Source organism: Legionella sp. W05-934-2, from assembly GCF_964199965.1.
In the GTDB taxonomy this organism is placed as follows: Bacteria; Pseudomonadota; Gammaproteobacteria; order Legionellales; family Legionellaceae; genus JAFIFT01.
The window spans coordinates 310766-326506 of the sequence record NZ_CAXMZT010000002.1 but is presented as its reverse complement, the minus strand read 5'-3'; the positions used below and the strand labels follow the sequence as shown (position 1 = coordinate 326506).

Below are 15741 nucleotides of genomic sequence, written 5' to 3'. Positions count from 1 at the left end.
TCAAATTTCGTGTGTAATGCTCAGGGAGAGGGCGCTAATCACTCTTTTTTAAGCGCAAGGTTAGGGCATTGACTATGACCGATACAGAGCTCAATGACATCGCCAGTGCAGCCAACATCGGGTTGAGTAGATAACCCCAAATTGGGTATAAAATGCCCGCTGCAATGGGCACACCAATGCCGTTATAAATAAAGGCAAAAAAGAGGTTTTGGTGAATATTTCGAACCGTCATTTTCGATAAGGTATGGGCAGATAATAATTTGCTGATATCGCCCGACAAGAGCGTTACTTCAGCACTTTCAATGGCAACATCACTCCCAGAGCCCATGGCAATGCCAATATGCGCTTTTGACAGCGCGATCGCATCATTCACGCCATCACCGACCATCGCCACCTGTTCATGGTCATTTTGGAAGGATTCAATATAGTTAGCTTTCTCATCGGGTAATACCTCTGCTATCACCTTATCAATACCCAATTTATCCCCAATATCCTTGGCATTATCTTGATTATCGCCGGTGAGCATGATGCATTTCACACCACGTGCTTGAAAACAGGCAATGACAGATTTTGCAGTTTCTTTGATACGATCTGCCACAATAAATAGCGCAATTGCTTTACTGTCTTCGGCTAAATACAAGTGACTTCCCCGCTCGTTACTATTTAACTGTGTGATGTCAATTTTCAATTCATGCATCCATTTAGCACTGCCCAGGTAGATCTTGTTACCATTCATTTCGCCACTCACACCTTGCCCAGAGTGCATGGCAAATTGTTTGATTAGGAAAGGGGAAAGCGATGAGGCTTCGGCTTTGTTTAAGATGGCTTTTGCTAAGGGATGCTCGCTTTCTTGTTCTAAACCAGCTGCTAATTGCAGCGCATGCATTTCAGAAAATCCCTCAGCACAAACAATGGCCGTGATTTGTGGCTTACCTTCAGTTAATGTCCCTGTTTTATCAAAAACAAGGGTATCAATATTAGCAAACCCTTCTAATGCGGTGGCATCTTTAATGAGAATACCTTGCTTTGCACACTGACCTATACCAACCATCACCGACATGGGTGTTGCTAATCCCAACGCACAGGGGCAGGCGATGATTAACACCGACACTAAGGCAATCAATGCATAAGATAGGGAAGGCGATGGGCCCACACTATACCAGATAATGAAGGCAAGAATGGCAATAGCAATCACGGCTGGAACAAACCAGGAAGCCACTTTGTCAGCAATTCGTTGGATGGGTGCTTGGCTTCTTTGGGCATTGGCGACTTGCTGAATGATTTTTGACAACATCGTATCTGTGCCTATTTGTCGGGCATGCATGATGAAACTGCCGCTGGTATTAATGGTTCCCGCGATAACTCGATCACCCGTCTCCTTTTTAACAGGCATTGGCTCGCCTGTGATCATCGATTCATCCACATAACTGCTCCCCTCGACTAAATCGCCATCCACGGGGATTGATTCACCGGGCTTAACACGTAATCGATCGTCAATCACAACATCATCAACCGAGATGTCGATGGTTTTATCGCCATCAACGCGATGAGCAATATCAGGATTTAGCTGCATGAGGGCCCGGATGGCGTCACCTGTTTTGCTCCTTGCTTTTAGCTCCATCACTTGTCCCATTAATACCAGGGCAATAATGACAGCCGCTGCTTCAAAATAAAGCGGGACCATCCCTTGGGCGTCTCGGTAGTGATGGGGGAACCAATCAGGGAATAGTAAACCAATGAAACTATATAACCAGGCGACAGTCGTGCCTAGGATGATAAGGCTAAACATATTTAGATTGAGGGTTCTAAATGAAAGCCAGGCCCGGCGAAAAAAATCGGCACCGCAGTAAAATAGCACCAGTGTGGTTAAAATCGCTTGAATCCACCCACTGGCTCGGCCATTTTCAATCAGTTGAAAGAGATGCTCACTCATTGCTAATAAGAAAACGGGAAGTGCCAGTATCACACTCACGATGAAACGAAAGCGCATGCGACGATAGTCGTCACTTTCGCCAGAACCCGACTCAGCAAACTCAGGTTCCAATTCCATGCCGCAAAGTGGGCAAATGCCAGGACCTTGTTGACGTACTTCGGGGTGCATTGGACATATATAGGTCGCATGCTCTGCATTGGATGGGTGAGACTTCTTCGCCTCTGTGTGGTGACCTTCATGGCAATTGTTCATACCGTTCCTTGATAATTAGGCTGATTTTAACAATGGGTTTATTACTATAATTAGATTTTTTTGTTGTTTATGCAAGCGTTGCTAAGGTAACCCCATCGGTACCTACATAGAGCGCAGCGCTGAGTAATCTTGGCGTTTATTTGTTCAAGAAATGCTAGGATCACTTAGAGAATAACGGTATGCGCTAAAATCGACTGGTTATTCTAGTTTGGGAGGATCAAGTTTGTCATGAATATCCGATTGCAACTGCTCGGCGTTTTCTAGGGCTTTGGCCTTATAAGGCCTAAAAAGGCCGCTACTAAATCCAAAGGATAGAATTTGCGTTAAAACATTGACGATTTTTATAGCCAAATTTGCGGCTGCTTGCAAAAAGCTGATATCTTTTTCTAACCGAGGCTTATATTTCTCAAACTCAATACCAACTTGGGATTGGAATGAACGTAGTGAATGGACTGTCGGATTATTAAAGGCTTTTTCTTTTTCGCTGCGAAGTGCTGCAAGCAGATGGTTGGCAGCCTGTTTTGCATCACTCTCATAATCACCGATTTGTGTAATTTGATGTTCAAATGCATTTAGGAGCTCGTCAATATTTTGTGATTTTTGCCCTAATAAAGCTTCGTTTGGTAGAGTCGCTTTGGCCGATGGGCTTGTGGTATTAGGCGATTGGTTTTCTTTATCGCTTTCTAAGAGTTGAGTATCCCGTTGTTGTTTGCGTTGCGCTTCTTTTTCCATTTGAATGGCGTCTTTGATGTATCTATCCATCGAATCAATTTTATTGAGTAAGCATGCAAACGGATCTTGCTTTAAATGGCCTTTTGGGCAAATAGCACCGACTAATAAAGAGGGTTTCGTTTCAGCAGTCAAATCTTTATCATCCAATGTTGCCAGCACCGATTCCCGATCGACTTTATAGTGGGCATAACTTGTTTCATAGCCCTTAAGTAAGGGTGCCGACTTTTCTGTTTTCAGTAAGTGGTAATGCCCTGCAAGGGCTTCAAGGGTCACTTCCAATTTGGGTGTATCGCTTACTATCTCATTGTCGACGATTACCCCGCCATCTTGATTATAGATGGTGAGTGGTTGCTTTAGCTGGATGATGACGGGTTGCACTTCTTTGTATGATAACTTTGTTTGCGGATTTGCTAATTCACGGCAATAGTTCTGATAGCCTTCAGCCTGCCAGTAGACTTTTAATGCCTTATCAATATCATTCTCTGCATCGGTAAAATAGCTTTCAAATCGCCGTTCTTTGTCAGATAATTTCAATTTTGGGCGTTGATAAAAATAGTCTAAAAATTCTCGGTTGGCCTGATATAAAACCCCTTCTGGCCCAGAAAGTAAGTCTTCGAAACTTGCACCGCCTTCTCTAAATTCTTTAAATTCCTTAAATGCGGTAATCGCCCCATTCGCCATGGCCGCTTTATTGCCGGCATCGGCCGCCATTTGTGTCGCAAACCACTCGCGAAACAAAAATCCTAACACCAATGTTTTTTCAACGATAAATTCGGGGGAGAAGGGTTCAACGTCAGGTGAGTGGCGTTTATGGTATTCGCCAAAGAGCGCAAGCGCGTCGTAATTTGGGAATCGCTGCATGAGCTTAGAAGCAGCACTGTCTTCACCTAAGATGGATTTAAAATTAAATAATCCATTAGGCAGTGGCAGCTTATTTGCTAGTAAATGAGCGGCATAGGTGTGAAAAAAGCAGTTATCAAAAGCGCCTGAGACGTCAACGGCTTCTTTTATTCGCGCATCGAGTTTCTGATTCATGGCTAATTAATTAAATGGGCTAATAGTAATTATAGTTTATCAATCGATACTTAAGGAAATATGATATTGATATGAAAAATTGGTCCTGTGCCCATTAAAACCGGGCACGGGCACGGACACGGACACGCTTACGGGCACGAATTCGTTCAGTGTTTTTATCTGGCACAAAGTGAATTTTCAACTGGGCGCAATACGTTGTAGAATATCGCCAAACTAGTTAATTAATGGTCTAACTATGACGAACAGAAATTTGAGTTACCTTTCTTTGATGATGGCCCAAATGATGGTAGGGATTAATATTGTTGGATCGAAATACCTTGTTCAAGATATGCCTGTCTTAATGATTTTATTTATCCGATTCTCCATTGCCTCCGCCTTTTTATACTTAATCCATTGCTGTGTTGCGGATCAAAAATCATTGAAACTCGCAACACTCAACCGACGAGATTGGCAATATATTTTTGCCCAAGCCCTGTGTGCAGGTGTTTTGTTTAATTTCTTTTTATTACTGGGACTCCATTATACGGAAGCAAGTGTTGCAGGCATTATCACCAGTGTCTTGCCTGCCATTATTGCGGTGCTTTCAGTCATATTTTTAAAAGAACGGCTCAACTTGTTCAGTGTGTTATGTATTATGTTTGCTATCTCGGGGCTTCTGATCATCAATGCCCCTAATTTTGCCATGGCCAAATTGGATGGTCTGTTGGGGGATGCGATTATTTTACTGTCACTGCTTCCAGAAGCGGCTTACTACGTTCTTGCCAAGATTTATGACAATAAACTGCCCTTATTTTTTGCCGCGACTTTGATGAATGCCATTAATTTGCCTTTCCTGCTAATCGCACTCCTGATTGGTGGCCATTGGCAAGTTCAGTTTACACTGGTTAATAGTTCCATCTTGTTGATTGCGGGTATTAGTTCTGGCTTATTTTATGTGTTTTGGTTTTGGGGATGCAAACAAGTTAAAGGCAGTGTGGCAGGTCTTTTCACAGCATTTATGCCAGTTGCTACCTTAATTGTTGCATGGATAGGACTTGGCGAAAGAATTACTTTACTGCAGACGATTGGAATGATTCTGGTGATGACCTCCGTTATCTTCAATGCGAAAAGGGATAACTAATCCATTCAATTGTCTTTGGGCAGTGATTGCAAAAATTGCGCTATTAACTGGTTGACTGCATCCGGCTCTTCAATCATAGCGCAATGGCCAACCTTTTCAAAAAGGGTTAAGGACGAATGGGCAATTTTCTCATGCATCAATTGGGAATTTTGGGGAGAAAGGGCGATATCTTCTTTGCCGCCAATGATGAGGGTTGGACAACTAATATTGGCCAATTCGGATTCCACACTGGCTCGATTCAGAACGGGATCAGCCGCTTGGATGATGGTTTTCGGCAAACTTGAAAAATGGTTTAACCAAAATCGACTGACTGCTTCTCGTTTCGGATTATGATGGAATTTTTTGCTAAAATTCAATTTGTGAACGGAGTTTGCTACGAATTTAACCCCCAACGCTTGCGTGATGAATCTTAATAACCTGTATCGCCACATATGCGCTTCTGCTTCCGCTGACGTATTAAGCAAAACAAGCGATTTCACTAAGTCAGGCCGACGAGCAGCGAGGCGAAGACCAATGAAGCCTCCCATGGAGTGACCGACATAATGAATTTTGCCGATATTTAAGAACTCTATCAAAGCGCTGATATCGTTTGTCAGGCTATCCAGTTCATAACCATTGTCTGTCGTTTGCGTTTTTCCGTGCCCACGGTGATCGAAAATAACCGTTCGATAGGTTGACTTAAAATAGTCAATTTGCTCTCGAAATGCCTCATGAGTCATCAACAACCCATGAGAAAACAAAATCGTCTCAGGGCTATCACCTTGACTCTCATAAAAGTATTCACATCCGTTAATCGTCGTTTTAGTCATCGTATATGCCTGCCGTAGCGTCGTAATAAAAAGATATTATATAAAACCATCCGTTTGTTGGGTCCAGAGTTCTACACGAAATTTGAATATAACCTGATGTTTTTAAAGGACTATACCATAAGTCCCGACGTGCTGCGACTCGTTCGCGGCATCCAGGAGATGCTTATTAGGGAACTGATGGTTCTAGTTAAAACGGATTGCCATGCTGGATACCGCGCATAAAGCGCGGTACGGCGGGGGTTTTAATTTCGTGTGGATCTCTCAGGGCCTGCCCCCCAGGAATCAAAGGATTAATCTTCCCTTAATTATTGGTTACCTTGTTGTTGCATATCATCCACGTTTTCTTTTGCTTTGTTTAGCATTTGTTCCGTTTTGGATTTCAAATTTTCTAACTTTTGTTTCGATGCGTCTTTCATGTCACTAGCGGCTGCTTTTGCATCTTCAACAGCAGCGTCGATGTGTTGTTTGGCATCTTCCATTTTTGTTTTAGCTTTATCATTGCCACAGGCACTCATCAATAAAGCGGCAAGCAGCATGACATGCACTGGTTTAATCGTCATGACGATTGATTCCTTTTGTTTTATCTTTGTTAGTTAACCTAAATCTGTCAAAATAGACGCAACGGATTAAAGTTTAGTAAATTCAACTTGGCCAGTTTTAATATTATGCATGGCGACCACGATAGCCAGATCACCTTTATCGACAAGCGATTTCAAAATAGGACTTTGTTTGGTTATTTGCTTAGCAACCGCGGCGGCATTGGCTTTGGCAATGGCATCCACCAAGGTCATATCTGCACAAGATTTATTAGGCATTAATTTTTTAACCGCAGGAATGACTGGCTTAATTTTATCCAATACATGATCCAAATTGCCTAGTTTCACATTATTACAAGCACCAGCGACTGCACCACACGCTGTATGACCCATGACCACAATGAGTTTGGCTCCGGCGGCTTTCGCGCCAAATTCCATCGAGCCAACAATGTCCTCATTGAGAATATTGCCTGCTACTCGTAATGTGAAAATATCGGCAATACCTTGATCAAAAATCATTTCGGGGACACTTCTTGAGTCCATGCAGTTAAGCACGATGGCAAAAGGAAATTGTCCATAAGACGATTGTTTCGCTTGGGCCAGGTAATTGCGTTGTATGCCTTGATCGGAGACGAACCGTCGATTGCCGGCTATCAATTTATTCAATGCTTCATCAGGGGTTATCTTTTCTTGTTTCGCTTGAGATATTGTCTTACCCAATAAAGGAATGTCATCGTTCGCAGCAAAAGTTGAAGGTAGAATAGCCACACACAACAGGATGGTAATTAATAAACGGTTCATCGTTACTCCCTTAACGTTAGTTTAATATGGTCAGCCGGTTCATGGTCTGACGTAAGCAAATTTTTACTCTACCGTGTTAATCTCAAATTAGCAATCCTGAGATGAAAGTGTCCCTATCGCGTTTGATTTATTGTTATAAAAAAAGTCAAAGTGATAAAAATGACTTGTTGCTAATGAACACCCATGACATAATGCGCAAAAATTCAACATAGGTGTCATGTATGAAAACAGTCTTTAATTCACAACTATCAATCGGTGCGAACTATCCCACCAAAACAGGTCGTTTAAAGCAAGTGGGTGAGATAGGTGAGCAAACACCCATCCGAGTTGCATTAGTCGGCGATTCAACGTTGGATAATGGTTTTTGGGTCCAGCAAGGTTTACCCTATTCGCAAAAAACAGCAACGGTTACGCATCAAGCAGCGATGGCACTAGCAAAAGCTGAAACTAATCATCCTTATTTAGTCGCAAATTTTGCTGTGGATGGTGCAACGACTGCTGATTTGGGGCGTGATTGCTGGCTTAATAAAGTGTTACCAGCTGATGCGGATCATCCATGGTTATCGGTGAATCAGTTACGCCAAGTTGAAGATTGGCAACCCAATGTGGTGGTGATGAGTGTGGCTGGCAATAATTATCGAGAAGCATTGCAAGGTGCGTTGATTGAGTCGTTAGGTTATCAAAACATACTTAGCAGGACGACACCGGATGATGCTAAGCACTATATTGCAACGACTTTTGCACAAGTGAAAAAAAATCTCCTAGCAGAATATAAAGCGATTATTGATGATCTTATCGAACACAACCCATCAATGAGTCGCTTAGTTTTGATGTCTCAGTATTACCCCGAGTTAACTCAATTCACAGGGTATATGATTTATACTGGTTTTTCTCATGTGGCACGGTCGGAAGGCCAAACGCGCTCGGCTTTTGAAGCCATGGAAAATACCATGAATGAGCTTTATCGAGAAATTCAAACGTATGTTAGCAGCAAAGATAAGCAAGTGGTGTTTGTGGATGTGACTTCTTCCTTAAATCCCCTTGGCGGAAACCATACGATGCAAATCGAGCCAAATCATAACGGGGCGAAAGAATTAGGCAAGTTAATTGCTGAAGCGGTTTCTATGCCCGAAAGAGACCATCAATGGGTGTTAACAAACGTTGGAGATACCATTGAGAAAAAGAGGCTCACTGACGATTTAGTTAACAATTACACCGTAAAACGTGTCGAGCAATTTATCCAAGAAAGTCGTTATCGACATGTGGGCTTATTTTTTGCGCCAAGTTCAAGTATGTCCCAGCGTTTTGAAAGTGCTTATCATCTGTTGGTAGGCAAGCAATTTGATGCACAATACACCGGTCTTTTTGCGTTTGGGTTACTCGATGCGAGTGTGGTCACGGTTTTAGCGCAGTATTTATGGCGTGCTGCACTCAATGATGACAATTCAAAAGCGGCAAGAATTACAGCCGCCGTGGTCGCTGCACCCATTTTGATCATTGAACACATTGTGGCATTGGCCCTATTATTGGCTCTAAGTCTACCAATTGTTGGCATGCACTATCTTGCCAAACAATTTGAGCATCAAGATCCAGCACCCACTTTAGCCCCAGCGACGAATGCCTAGAACTGATATTTTGGATTAGAAAACTGGGTCTATTTATGAAATCTTTTATGTTATGAAACCATTGAAATAATCTATGACCGTCGCCCTCCGCTTTATGCGGAGGAAGACGGAATAACCGTTGTATTTATCACGGTGTTGGTTTTGTATTTTGGATATCTTCTTGCAAATCGGCTGCCGCCTGACCCTCGTCGGTGTGTTTTAGTTTGAATAGCGTTCCATCGAATCCCGCTAGTTGGGCGGGTATACGGCAAACAGCGTTGACGAGTTGCTTTAACATATTTAGCAAAAAGGAACCCCAGCCTAGTTTTTTATCCAGCGTAGGGATCGATTTTTCTATTTCTGCTTTACATCCGATGACAAAGTCGTTACGGGCTTTGTCTGGATCACGACTTTTTGCTTGTGCATATGTATCTTTTAACTTGATTAATTCTATGTGCAAACGATTGACTTCTGCAATGGCATCGCTATCCGAGTTGTTGCTGTCTAATTTTTTGATTTTCGATTGAAAATTGTCGAGAATTTCTTTAATCCGAATTAAGTCATTCTCGTCAGTTTCTAGGCTAGTTGTTTCGATGGGTGATTTTTTCTTGTCGCTCGTGTCACTGCTTGTTGGTGTCGATGTTTTCTCAGGGGGTAAGCTTTCAGCCGGTTTGACAAAGGGTTTTAAAGCCGCTCGATTAGCTAAGTCCATGGCGACCAAATTTAAGCGTATGGTAAATTGTTCTCTGGCTTCTTGAGGATAGTTTTCAGGGTGATCCTGGAGCTTCTTGACCATGCATTCTAAGAGGTCTTTGAAAGTATGTTCCTTGCCCCCGATGGCTATCTTTTTGTCTTGTTCGAGAGCTGCTTCGATATGTGCGCGATCATAAAATAGATGGACAACGCGGCCGTCGAGTAGCGCATCGGGCGATTTTAAAAATTTATCTGCGAAGCTGTCTAAGGTTTCGTTTGCAAGGTCTTGTGATCCAATGATTGGCAAAATGGCGTTAAATCCCCATTCGACCTGGTTTCGCATATCTTGAGCTGAGTAACCGGGCACTTGCAGTAACACGTTACTGCCTTGGTTTTGCTTAATCACGGCGATTCGATTAACAATCGATGTGAATTTTTTATGTAAGTCCTCGGTTAAGCCGATTGGTTTTTCGCTGTGTTTTTGTCCACAAGCTTGCTCAATATTCTTTACAATTATTAAGGTGTTTTGTTCAAAGTTGTCTTTTTGTTGGCGATGCAGTTGATAATTATAATTCGATTCATTATTAGGCATGATGTCTTATGACATCGAGCCCATCATGAAATCCATAGTAGATGGCATCGCGCAAATTAATAGCACCACCTGAGTTACGATATATTTTTTCGCCGCTCGTTGGTTCATGGGTAAACAAATAAGTAAGTACCTCTGGGGTCAACAATTTGGCGATATCTGGGTCCAGCAGCATTTGTCGATTGAGTGCAGCGTTTCCATAAAAGGACTGATTTGAATAGCGAGCGTAGCATATTGCTTTTATTTGTTGGATATTTCCGTGAATCGCTTCCGATGGTTCATTCGGTTGGTGAATTTTTAATGAATTAAGAAGTTCCGTGATTGTCATGAGATTGCCCTTGCTATTAGGATATCTATAGTTTAGTAGAAAATTATCAACAAAATATTAGGTTGGTGGTCTTTTTCTTTGTGCCGGCTTTGTACCGGACAAAAAACAAAGAACTAATACGAGCCCGTGAGCGTGCCCGTGCCCGTGCCCGATTTTGAAGAATTAAAAGATAAACTTTGATCTTGAAGCAGATCACCGAAAAAAGTGATTTCTGCCCATTAAAAACCGGGCACGGGCACCATTAGCATTGGGCACGGGCACGTCTTAGATATGAGTTTTTATCCGGTACAAATACCAATGGATAAATCGAGTAAAAAATACACCATTAATTATATTTGCTTCACGATGACCATAAAACATACTATAATTCGGCTCTTTGCATTGAATGCACTTTCTCAATGATGTAAAACCTCGGCAGCAAAAGGCAAATATCTATGTTTGAATGGCTTAAAAATTATTTTGATCAAACTGAAGAAAATGCACCAAATGCACCAAATGAACCCAACAAAACGCCACTTCAATTTGAGGATCTCGGCGTTCAGCATGTAATTTTTGCACGACTTGATCTCCCAGATATCCAATCACTAGCAAGCAGCTGTCGTACTTTGAATGCATACTTTAAAAATGAAGATAGAACATACCAGGTTCAATTTAACCATACAAAACCCACAACATTTACCTACAAACAAATCTGCGAACAATTTAGCAAGCATGATGAGAGAGTTCAGACACATAGAAAAAGAATTAGTCAGCTGACTGAGACAATTCGCGAGAAGCAAGAACGTATCGACACCTATCCTAAGTTACTGCAAGCTGCTGAGAACCCAACGTGCAAACCTGTCTATTCATCGATGGTAGAAATAGAAAAAGTGACGACGCTTTCCGATGAAGACAACGACAACAGCGAGTGCTTATGCGGAACTGCTTGCGTCTGTGGTGCTTGTTGTGGAGCCCCTATTGGTGCAGGTGTGAGTGGCGGTATCACCCAGAGTTTTCTTTCATCGTTCGTATGGACTTTAGTCAGTGGCGTGGGTGGCGGTGTTTCTTGCATGATGTGGCTTTGTTGTTTCATGTCAACTCATGAACTGTGTATCAAACCCTTAAGTCACTATTCACACAATCAGCTACGTCAGATTAACAACGATGTGTTTGAAATAAAAAAAGACGCTAAATCGATTGAAGAGGATGAAGAAGCAATCACAAAATTGAAAAAGGCGATTGAAAAAGAAGAACAAGCTATCAAAGATGATAAAGCACCGGTTTATTCTGCGATCTAGTCGGCACTAATTCAATTAATGGGAGCGGTCGAGTAATTGACCTTTGATTTCTTCTAACCGACGTACGATGGCCTCATCGAAATCAACCACAATTTGCTTATGACGGCTTTTAGACCCTCGCAATAGCGTCACTGCATTTTTCGTTAGGCTAAGCTGATTAGCGATAAACGCAACCAATGCCTTATTCGCTTTCCCTTCATCGGGCTTTGCTTGGATAGCCACATGGATACCCCGTTCATCGATGGCAACGAACTGAGTTATTTTCGCATTAGGCTTGGCCCAGATGTTGAGGACGATCGTTTTGTCTTTGATGCAATACCATGTCATGATTTAATCGTGATTCGAGCGCTTTGGTTTATACTAACTGAATTTGAAAAAAATGCTATTTAGGCAATCTATCTTGTTTAGGGAACGTCCCTAATATTAAAGCCCAATTTGGGCCTATTATATTTCCTGCTTCTGACGACACTGTAATTTAATCGGTTTTTTGACAAACGTTCCACGCGGGCCAACCTGGGCTTGGCTCGGATCAACGCCATGATAATATGCCTGATAAGTCGCTTGATAGCCGTTGGCTGTTTTGGTGTAGTGAATGGTGTCGGGTATGGCATAGAAGGAACCCGTGTCAGAAAATGCGATTCTAAAAAAACGCTGTTTAATGTTGTCGGAAACGGTTAAGGTCTCTTTGGTGCGCTTCATTGTTTTGCATTCAAGGCCAACACATTCATCAATATAGTGTTTTTCTTTGCCATTAATAACAATGGTAAGATTATATTCTGCCATATCACCGGGAACGTGCCCAAAAATTTTTGCTTTTCCAAATTTCGATTCGCAGTTAATTTGAATATTCGCACTCCCGGCAAATGCTTCGCTAAGCAGGCATAATAAAATGAGACTGTATTTTTTCATCCTGAAACCATTTGTTTGATGGGCGATATCATTTAGTATAGACCTTGATATATACCCAATTAACTTCAAAATGCTAATTGGGTTAGTTTCTATTGTAAGCGTGATGTCCTGTTAAATCTTAAGGGCAAGGCAGTGTCTGTCTCTTGCTTCAATTTTTATCTAACAAATCAAGCGTCTGTGGATCATTGCTCGGAAAAAACCAATTTTCTATGCTCAGCGTTAATACTTCTTTCGCAGAAATACAGCGTTGCGTGGCTAATACCTGTTCTTTACCATTTTCATTTTCATTTTCATTACCATTTTCATTGACTATCGCGTCAATAATGATAGTGTTTTGGTCAGAAAGTAATATTTTAACCGTTTTTAAAAATGCGTCACGATCGGATTGCTGATGCATCCATTGAGCAATATTGCTAAGATAAAGAGTATCGATTTGCTCCATATTATCTTTCAGTACTTTGCATAAAGCCAAAAAGGTGTTCGGTTCACAAATACTTTCTGTGATGAGTACAATCTTATCCTCTAAAGCAAGCCTTCGTAGATGATTAAATCGAGATTCATCATATAACCAACTTGTCTCTCGTTTCAGTTCTAGCTTCATTTCATCAAAGACTGAATAATGGTCGCACTCTTCATTATATGGGTATTGATTACTAACATTTAAACAAAATTTAAGGCTTTTAGGGGCAACAACATTTAAAAATGGGTCTCTTTGAACATTTGTTCTGTTGCCTTCATAACAGTGCTTTTTCATGTATTGAGTAATATTCTCAATAAAGCTAAGCCTGTCTTTACAACGAGTTAACGCTTTCAAAACGTATGAAATAAAAAGCGCATTTTCTGGGTTGATATCGCAGATAACAGCCCTAGACGATTGTCGTTTAGCGATGATGTCAAAATTATGTAAGCCAGAAAAGCCAAAATGTAAAGGCTGATAAATAGGTGGAAACAGTCCTAGTTTTCGATAGCTTGTCGACGCACCGAGTTCATTGGTATTTAGATAAATTCCCGACTGAGAGAGGAAAGGCGTATCAATACTTAAATTATCAAAGTCACGCAGAATCTTAGATAAAGGGTTTTGTTTAGTGTATTTAATTTCTCGTCTTGGAACAGGAATAAGCGTTTCAGATTTTTTTTTCATGCAGGTAAACCATCTTCATCAAAATGAGCAATCATGATACTAAATTTAGCTTAAGGCAAAATTAGGAAACTCCCCAAGTGTGTTGAAAATGTTGTGCCGGACAAAAATCGGCTCCCCCGTATTCCGCTTCGCGCTGAGAGTGGGTTACGATACGATGGACTTTCTTAAACATCAGTGCCATATTAGGCAAAAAAATTTTTTAGGGAGCCTTATATTGTTTAGAGCAAAATCGTTGTTCGTCATGCTTGGGTTAATGTTGAGCTGCTTATCAATTAGCAAACAATCATGTGCACTCACTTCCCTAACCAACCAACTGCAAGCGATTGAGGAGCGTTCGGGGGGGCGAGTTGGACTTTCGGTTATTAATTTAGGGAATAACCAACGGATTAATTATCGAGCTGATGAACGATTTCCCATGGGGTGCACTTCAAAAGTCATTGGTGTTGCAGCAATCCTCAATCGCAGTCAGCATGAAAAGGCGTTGCTAAACAAGCGAGTTTCTTACAACAAAGCAGCCTTAACTAGTTGGAGCCCCATTACCAGTCGTTATGTGAATCAAGGAATGAGTATTCAACAATTATGCCAAGCAGCCATCAGTTATAGTGACAATACCGCCATGAATTTGTTGGTCAAAGAGCTTGGTGGGGTCAGTGCGATGAATGAGTATGCCAAAACCCTGGGAGATAAAGCCTTTCGTCAAGACAATATTTGGCCTGAGGAAGCCAAATCGGGCGGGAATGATAAGCGAGATTCATCCACGCCGGCGTTGATGGCGTCGAATCTTTATCAATTACTGATTGATAATACGTTGCAGGCAAAACAACACCAACTGTTGCAAACATGGATGTTAGAAAACACGACCGGCGATGCCCGTATTCGCGCGGGGGTGCCTAAGCAATGGCGGGTGGCTGATAAAACGGGGTCGGGGACCTTTTATGGTACGACCAATGATATTGGCGTTATCTATCCAACGCATTGCCCACCTATTGTGATGGCTGTGTATTTTACCCAACCTAACAACAAGCAAGCCAAGCCAAACAATCAAATCGTTGCTCTGGTGACAAAATCAGTAATACAAGCATTAGCTTCCCAAGATAAGTGCTTGAGAAATGACGCTTAATCGCAAAAAGACGGAAATTATTTGCATTATGTTGAATGGCAGTGTGCTTGCAAAAACTGATCGATTTGAGAAAAAAAATCAGGTGTCCATAGATTTAAATGCGTACCAAAAGGATAACTGACTAATTGCTTGGGGCCTTGCGCTTTATCAAATAACGATTTGCCTTGTTCAAAGGGAACAATGGTATCTTTGTTACCATGAATCACCAATAAAGGCGTAGCCACTGTACTGATTTTGCTAGCTGAATCAAATTTATCCCTGGGTGGTATGACTAACCAAGGATAATGATAACGAGCAATGGCTGGCAATGAGAGGAAGGGGGATTGTAATATCAGCGAGCAGACCGTATGTCGTTTTGCCATTTCAATGGCTATGCCTGTTCCTAACGATTCACCAAAGATGACTTGCTTTATTTGAGGGATCTGCTTTGATGCTAAAAACGCCATAGCCGCTTCACCATCTAAATACAGTCCTTTTTCAGAAGGCGAGCCAGGATTGCCACCATAGCCTCGGTAATCAACTAATAACATGCCATAACCCAATCGATTTAATTGTTGAGCAAGGTATAAACGCACACCAATATTGCCAGCATTTCCGTGAAAATGAACAATCGTTGGGTAATTCGCTTTCGCAGGATGGTACCATGCGTTTAAAGTTAGGTTATCTTGTGTTTGAAGGGTGACTTGGTCAAACCCCAATGCTTTTGCAGGAGCAAACAGGGGACGATTTCTATCGGGGAAGTAGATGAGCTGCCTTTGAAAAAGATAATAGAATAACGTCCCTAACGTAAACAAGGCGATAATGGTGATAATGAAACTTTTGATGATGGTTATCAATTTGCTATGAATCCTGTGTTATCCCT

General features: G+C 41.7%; 15 protein-coding genes. 4 read left to right on the top strand and 11 right to left on the bottom strand.

Annotated features, from left to right (window positions below; all coding sequences use genetic code 11):
• Nucleotides 1–34: 34 nt before the first annotated feature.
• Nucleotides 35–2185, bottom strand: a complete 2151-nt coding sequence (locus tag AB3348_RS03485) for a copper-translocating P-type ATPase (protein WP_367606159.1) — start codon at nucleotides 2183–2185, stop codon at nucleotides 35–37.
• A gap of 198 nt (nucleotides 2186–2383) precedes the next feature.
• Nucleotides 2384–3952 carry a hypothetical protein gene (locus tag AB3348_RS03480; RefSeq protein ID WP_367606158.1) on the bottom strand — a complete coding sequence of 523 codons (1569 nt, stop codon included), beginning with the start codon at nucleotides 3950–3952 and terminating at the stop codon, nucleotides 2384–2386.
• Between the two features lie 235 nt (nucleotides 3953–4187).
• On the opposite strand from AB3348_RS03480, the gene AB3348_RS03475 reads away from it, so the two are divergent.
• A complete protein-coding gene (locus AB3348_RS03475; RefSeq protein ID WP_367606157.1) occupies nucleotides 4188–5072 on the top strand; it encodes a DMT family transporter in 885 nt (294 codons plus the stop codon).
• 5 nt (nucleotides 5073–5077) lie between these two features.
• Here the strand turns inward: AB3348_RS03475 and AB3348_RS03470 are convergent, their stop codons facing one another.
• The 3 genes from AB3348_RS03470 to AB3348_RS03460 all read right to left on the bottom strand — a co-directional run bounded on the left by AB3348_RS03470 (nucleotide 5078) and on the right by AB3348_RS03460 (nucleotide 7218).
• Nucleotides 5078–5881, bottom strand: a complete 804-nt coding sequence (locus tag AB3348_RS03470; RefSeq protein WP_367606156.1) for an alpha/beta fold hydrolase — start codon at nucleotides 5879–5881, stop codon at nucleotides 5078–5080.
• A gap of 305 nt (nucleotides 5882–6186) precedes the next feature.
• Nucleotides 6187–6441 (bottom strand): hypothetical protein, encoded by a 255-nt coding sequence (locus tag AB3348_RS03465; RefSeq protein ID WP_367606155.1) that lies wholly within the window; start codon nucleotides 6439–6441, stop codon nucleotides 6187–6189.
• Nucleotides 6442–6507: 66 nt separating this feature from the next.
• Nucleotides 6508–7218 carry a carbonic anhydrase family protein gene (locus AB3348_RS03460; protein ID WP_367606154.1) on the bottom strand — a complete coding sequence of 237 codons (711 nt, stop codon included), beginning with the start codon at nucleotides 7216–7218 and terminating at the stop codon, nucleotides 6508–6510.
• 221 nt (nucleotides 7219–7439) lie between these two features.
• On the opposite strand from AB3348_RS03460, the gene AB3348_RS03455 reads away from it, so the two are divergent.
• Nucleotides 7440–8843, top strand: coding sequence for an SGNH/GDSL hydrolase family protein (locus AB3348_RS03455; protein ID WP_367606153.1), 1404 nt, complete (start codon nucleotides 7440–7442; stop codon nucleotides 8841–8843).
• A 127-nt stretch (nucleotides 8844–8970) separates the two neighbouring features.
• Here the strand turns inward: AB3348_RS03455 and AB3348_RS03450 are convergent, their stop codons facing one another.
• Together AB3348_RS03450 and AB3348_RS03445 are read right to left on the bottom strand one after the other, a co-directional pair.
• A complete protein-coding gene (locus tag AB3348_RS03450) occupies nucleotides 8971–10107 on the bottom strand; it encodes a hypothetical protein (protein ID WP_367606152.1) in 1137 nt (378 codons plus the stop codon).
• The gene (locus AB3348_RS03445) at nucleotides 10100–10432 is read right to left on the bottom strand and encodes a hypothetical protein (RefSeq protein ID WP_367606151.1); all 333 of its coding nucleotides are present in this window, start codon (nucleotides 10430–10432) and stop codon (nucleotides 10100–10102) included. The genes AB3348_RS03450 and AB3348_RS03445 overlap by 8 nt, the downstream gene beginning before the upstream one ends.
• Before the next feature lie 434 nt (nucleotides 10433–10866).
• Here AB3348_RS03445 and AB3348_RS03440 point away from each other — a divergent pair, with 434 nt between their 5' ends.
• Nucleotides 10867–11709: a hypothetical protein gene (locus AB3348_RS03440; protein WP_367606150.1), complete on the top strand. Its 843-nt coding sequence runs from the start codon at nucleotides 10867–10869 to the stop codon at nucleotides 11707–11709.
• Nucleotides 11710–11724: 15 nt separating this feature from the next.
• On the opposite strand, the gene AB3348_RS03435 is transcribed toward AB3348_RS03440, so the two are convergent.
• From AB3348_RS03435 to AB3348_RS03425, 3 genes are all read right to left on the bottom strand, one after another.
• On the bottom strand, nucleotides 11725–12036 hold the full coding sequence (locus AB3348_RS03435) for a DUF167 domain-containing protein (protein WP_367606149.1): 312 nt from the start codon (nucleotides 12034–12036) through the stop codon (nucleotides 11725–11727).
• Nucleotides 12037–12153: 117 nt separating this feature from the next.
• Nucleotides 12154–12618 (bottom strand): hypothetical protein, encoded by a 465-nt coding sequence (locus AB3348_RS03430; RefSeq protein ID WP_367606148.1) that lies wholly within the window; start codon nucleotides 12616–12618, stop codon nucleotides 12154–12156.
• Between the two features lie 148 nt (nucleotides 12619–12766).
• The gene (locus tag AB3348_RS03425) at nucleotides 12767–13759 is read right to left on the bottom strand and encodes a hypothetical protein (protein ID WP_367606147.1); all 993 of its coding nucleotides are present in this window, start codon (nucleotides 13757–13759) and stop codon (nucleotides 12767–12769) included.
• A gap of 214 nt (nucleotides 13760–13973) precedes the next feature.
• Between AB3348_RS03425 and bla the strand changes: the two genes are divergently transcribed.
• Nucleotides 13974–14879, top strand: a complete 906-nt coding sequence (gene bla, locus AB3348_RS03420; RefSeq protein WP_367606146.1) for a class A beta-lactamase — start codon at nucleotides 13974–13976, stop codon at nucleotides 14877–14879.
• Between the two features lie 26 nt (nucleotides 14880–14905).
• Here the strand turns inward: bla and AB3348_RS03415 are convergent, their stop codons facing one another.
• A complete protein-coding gene (locus AB3348_RS03415; protein ID WP_367606145.1) occupies nucleotides 14906–15715 on the bottom strand; it encodes an alpha/beta hydrolase in 810 nt (269 codons plus the stop codon).
• Nucleotides 15716–15741 lie beyond the last annotated feature (26 nt).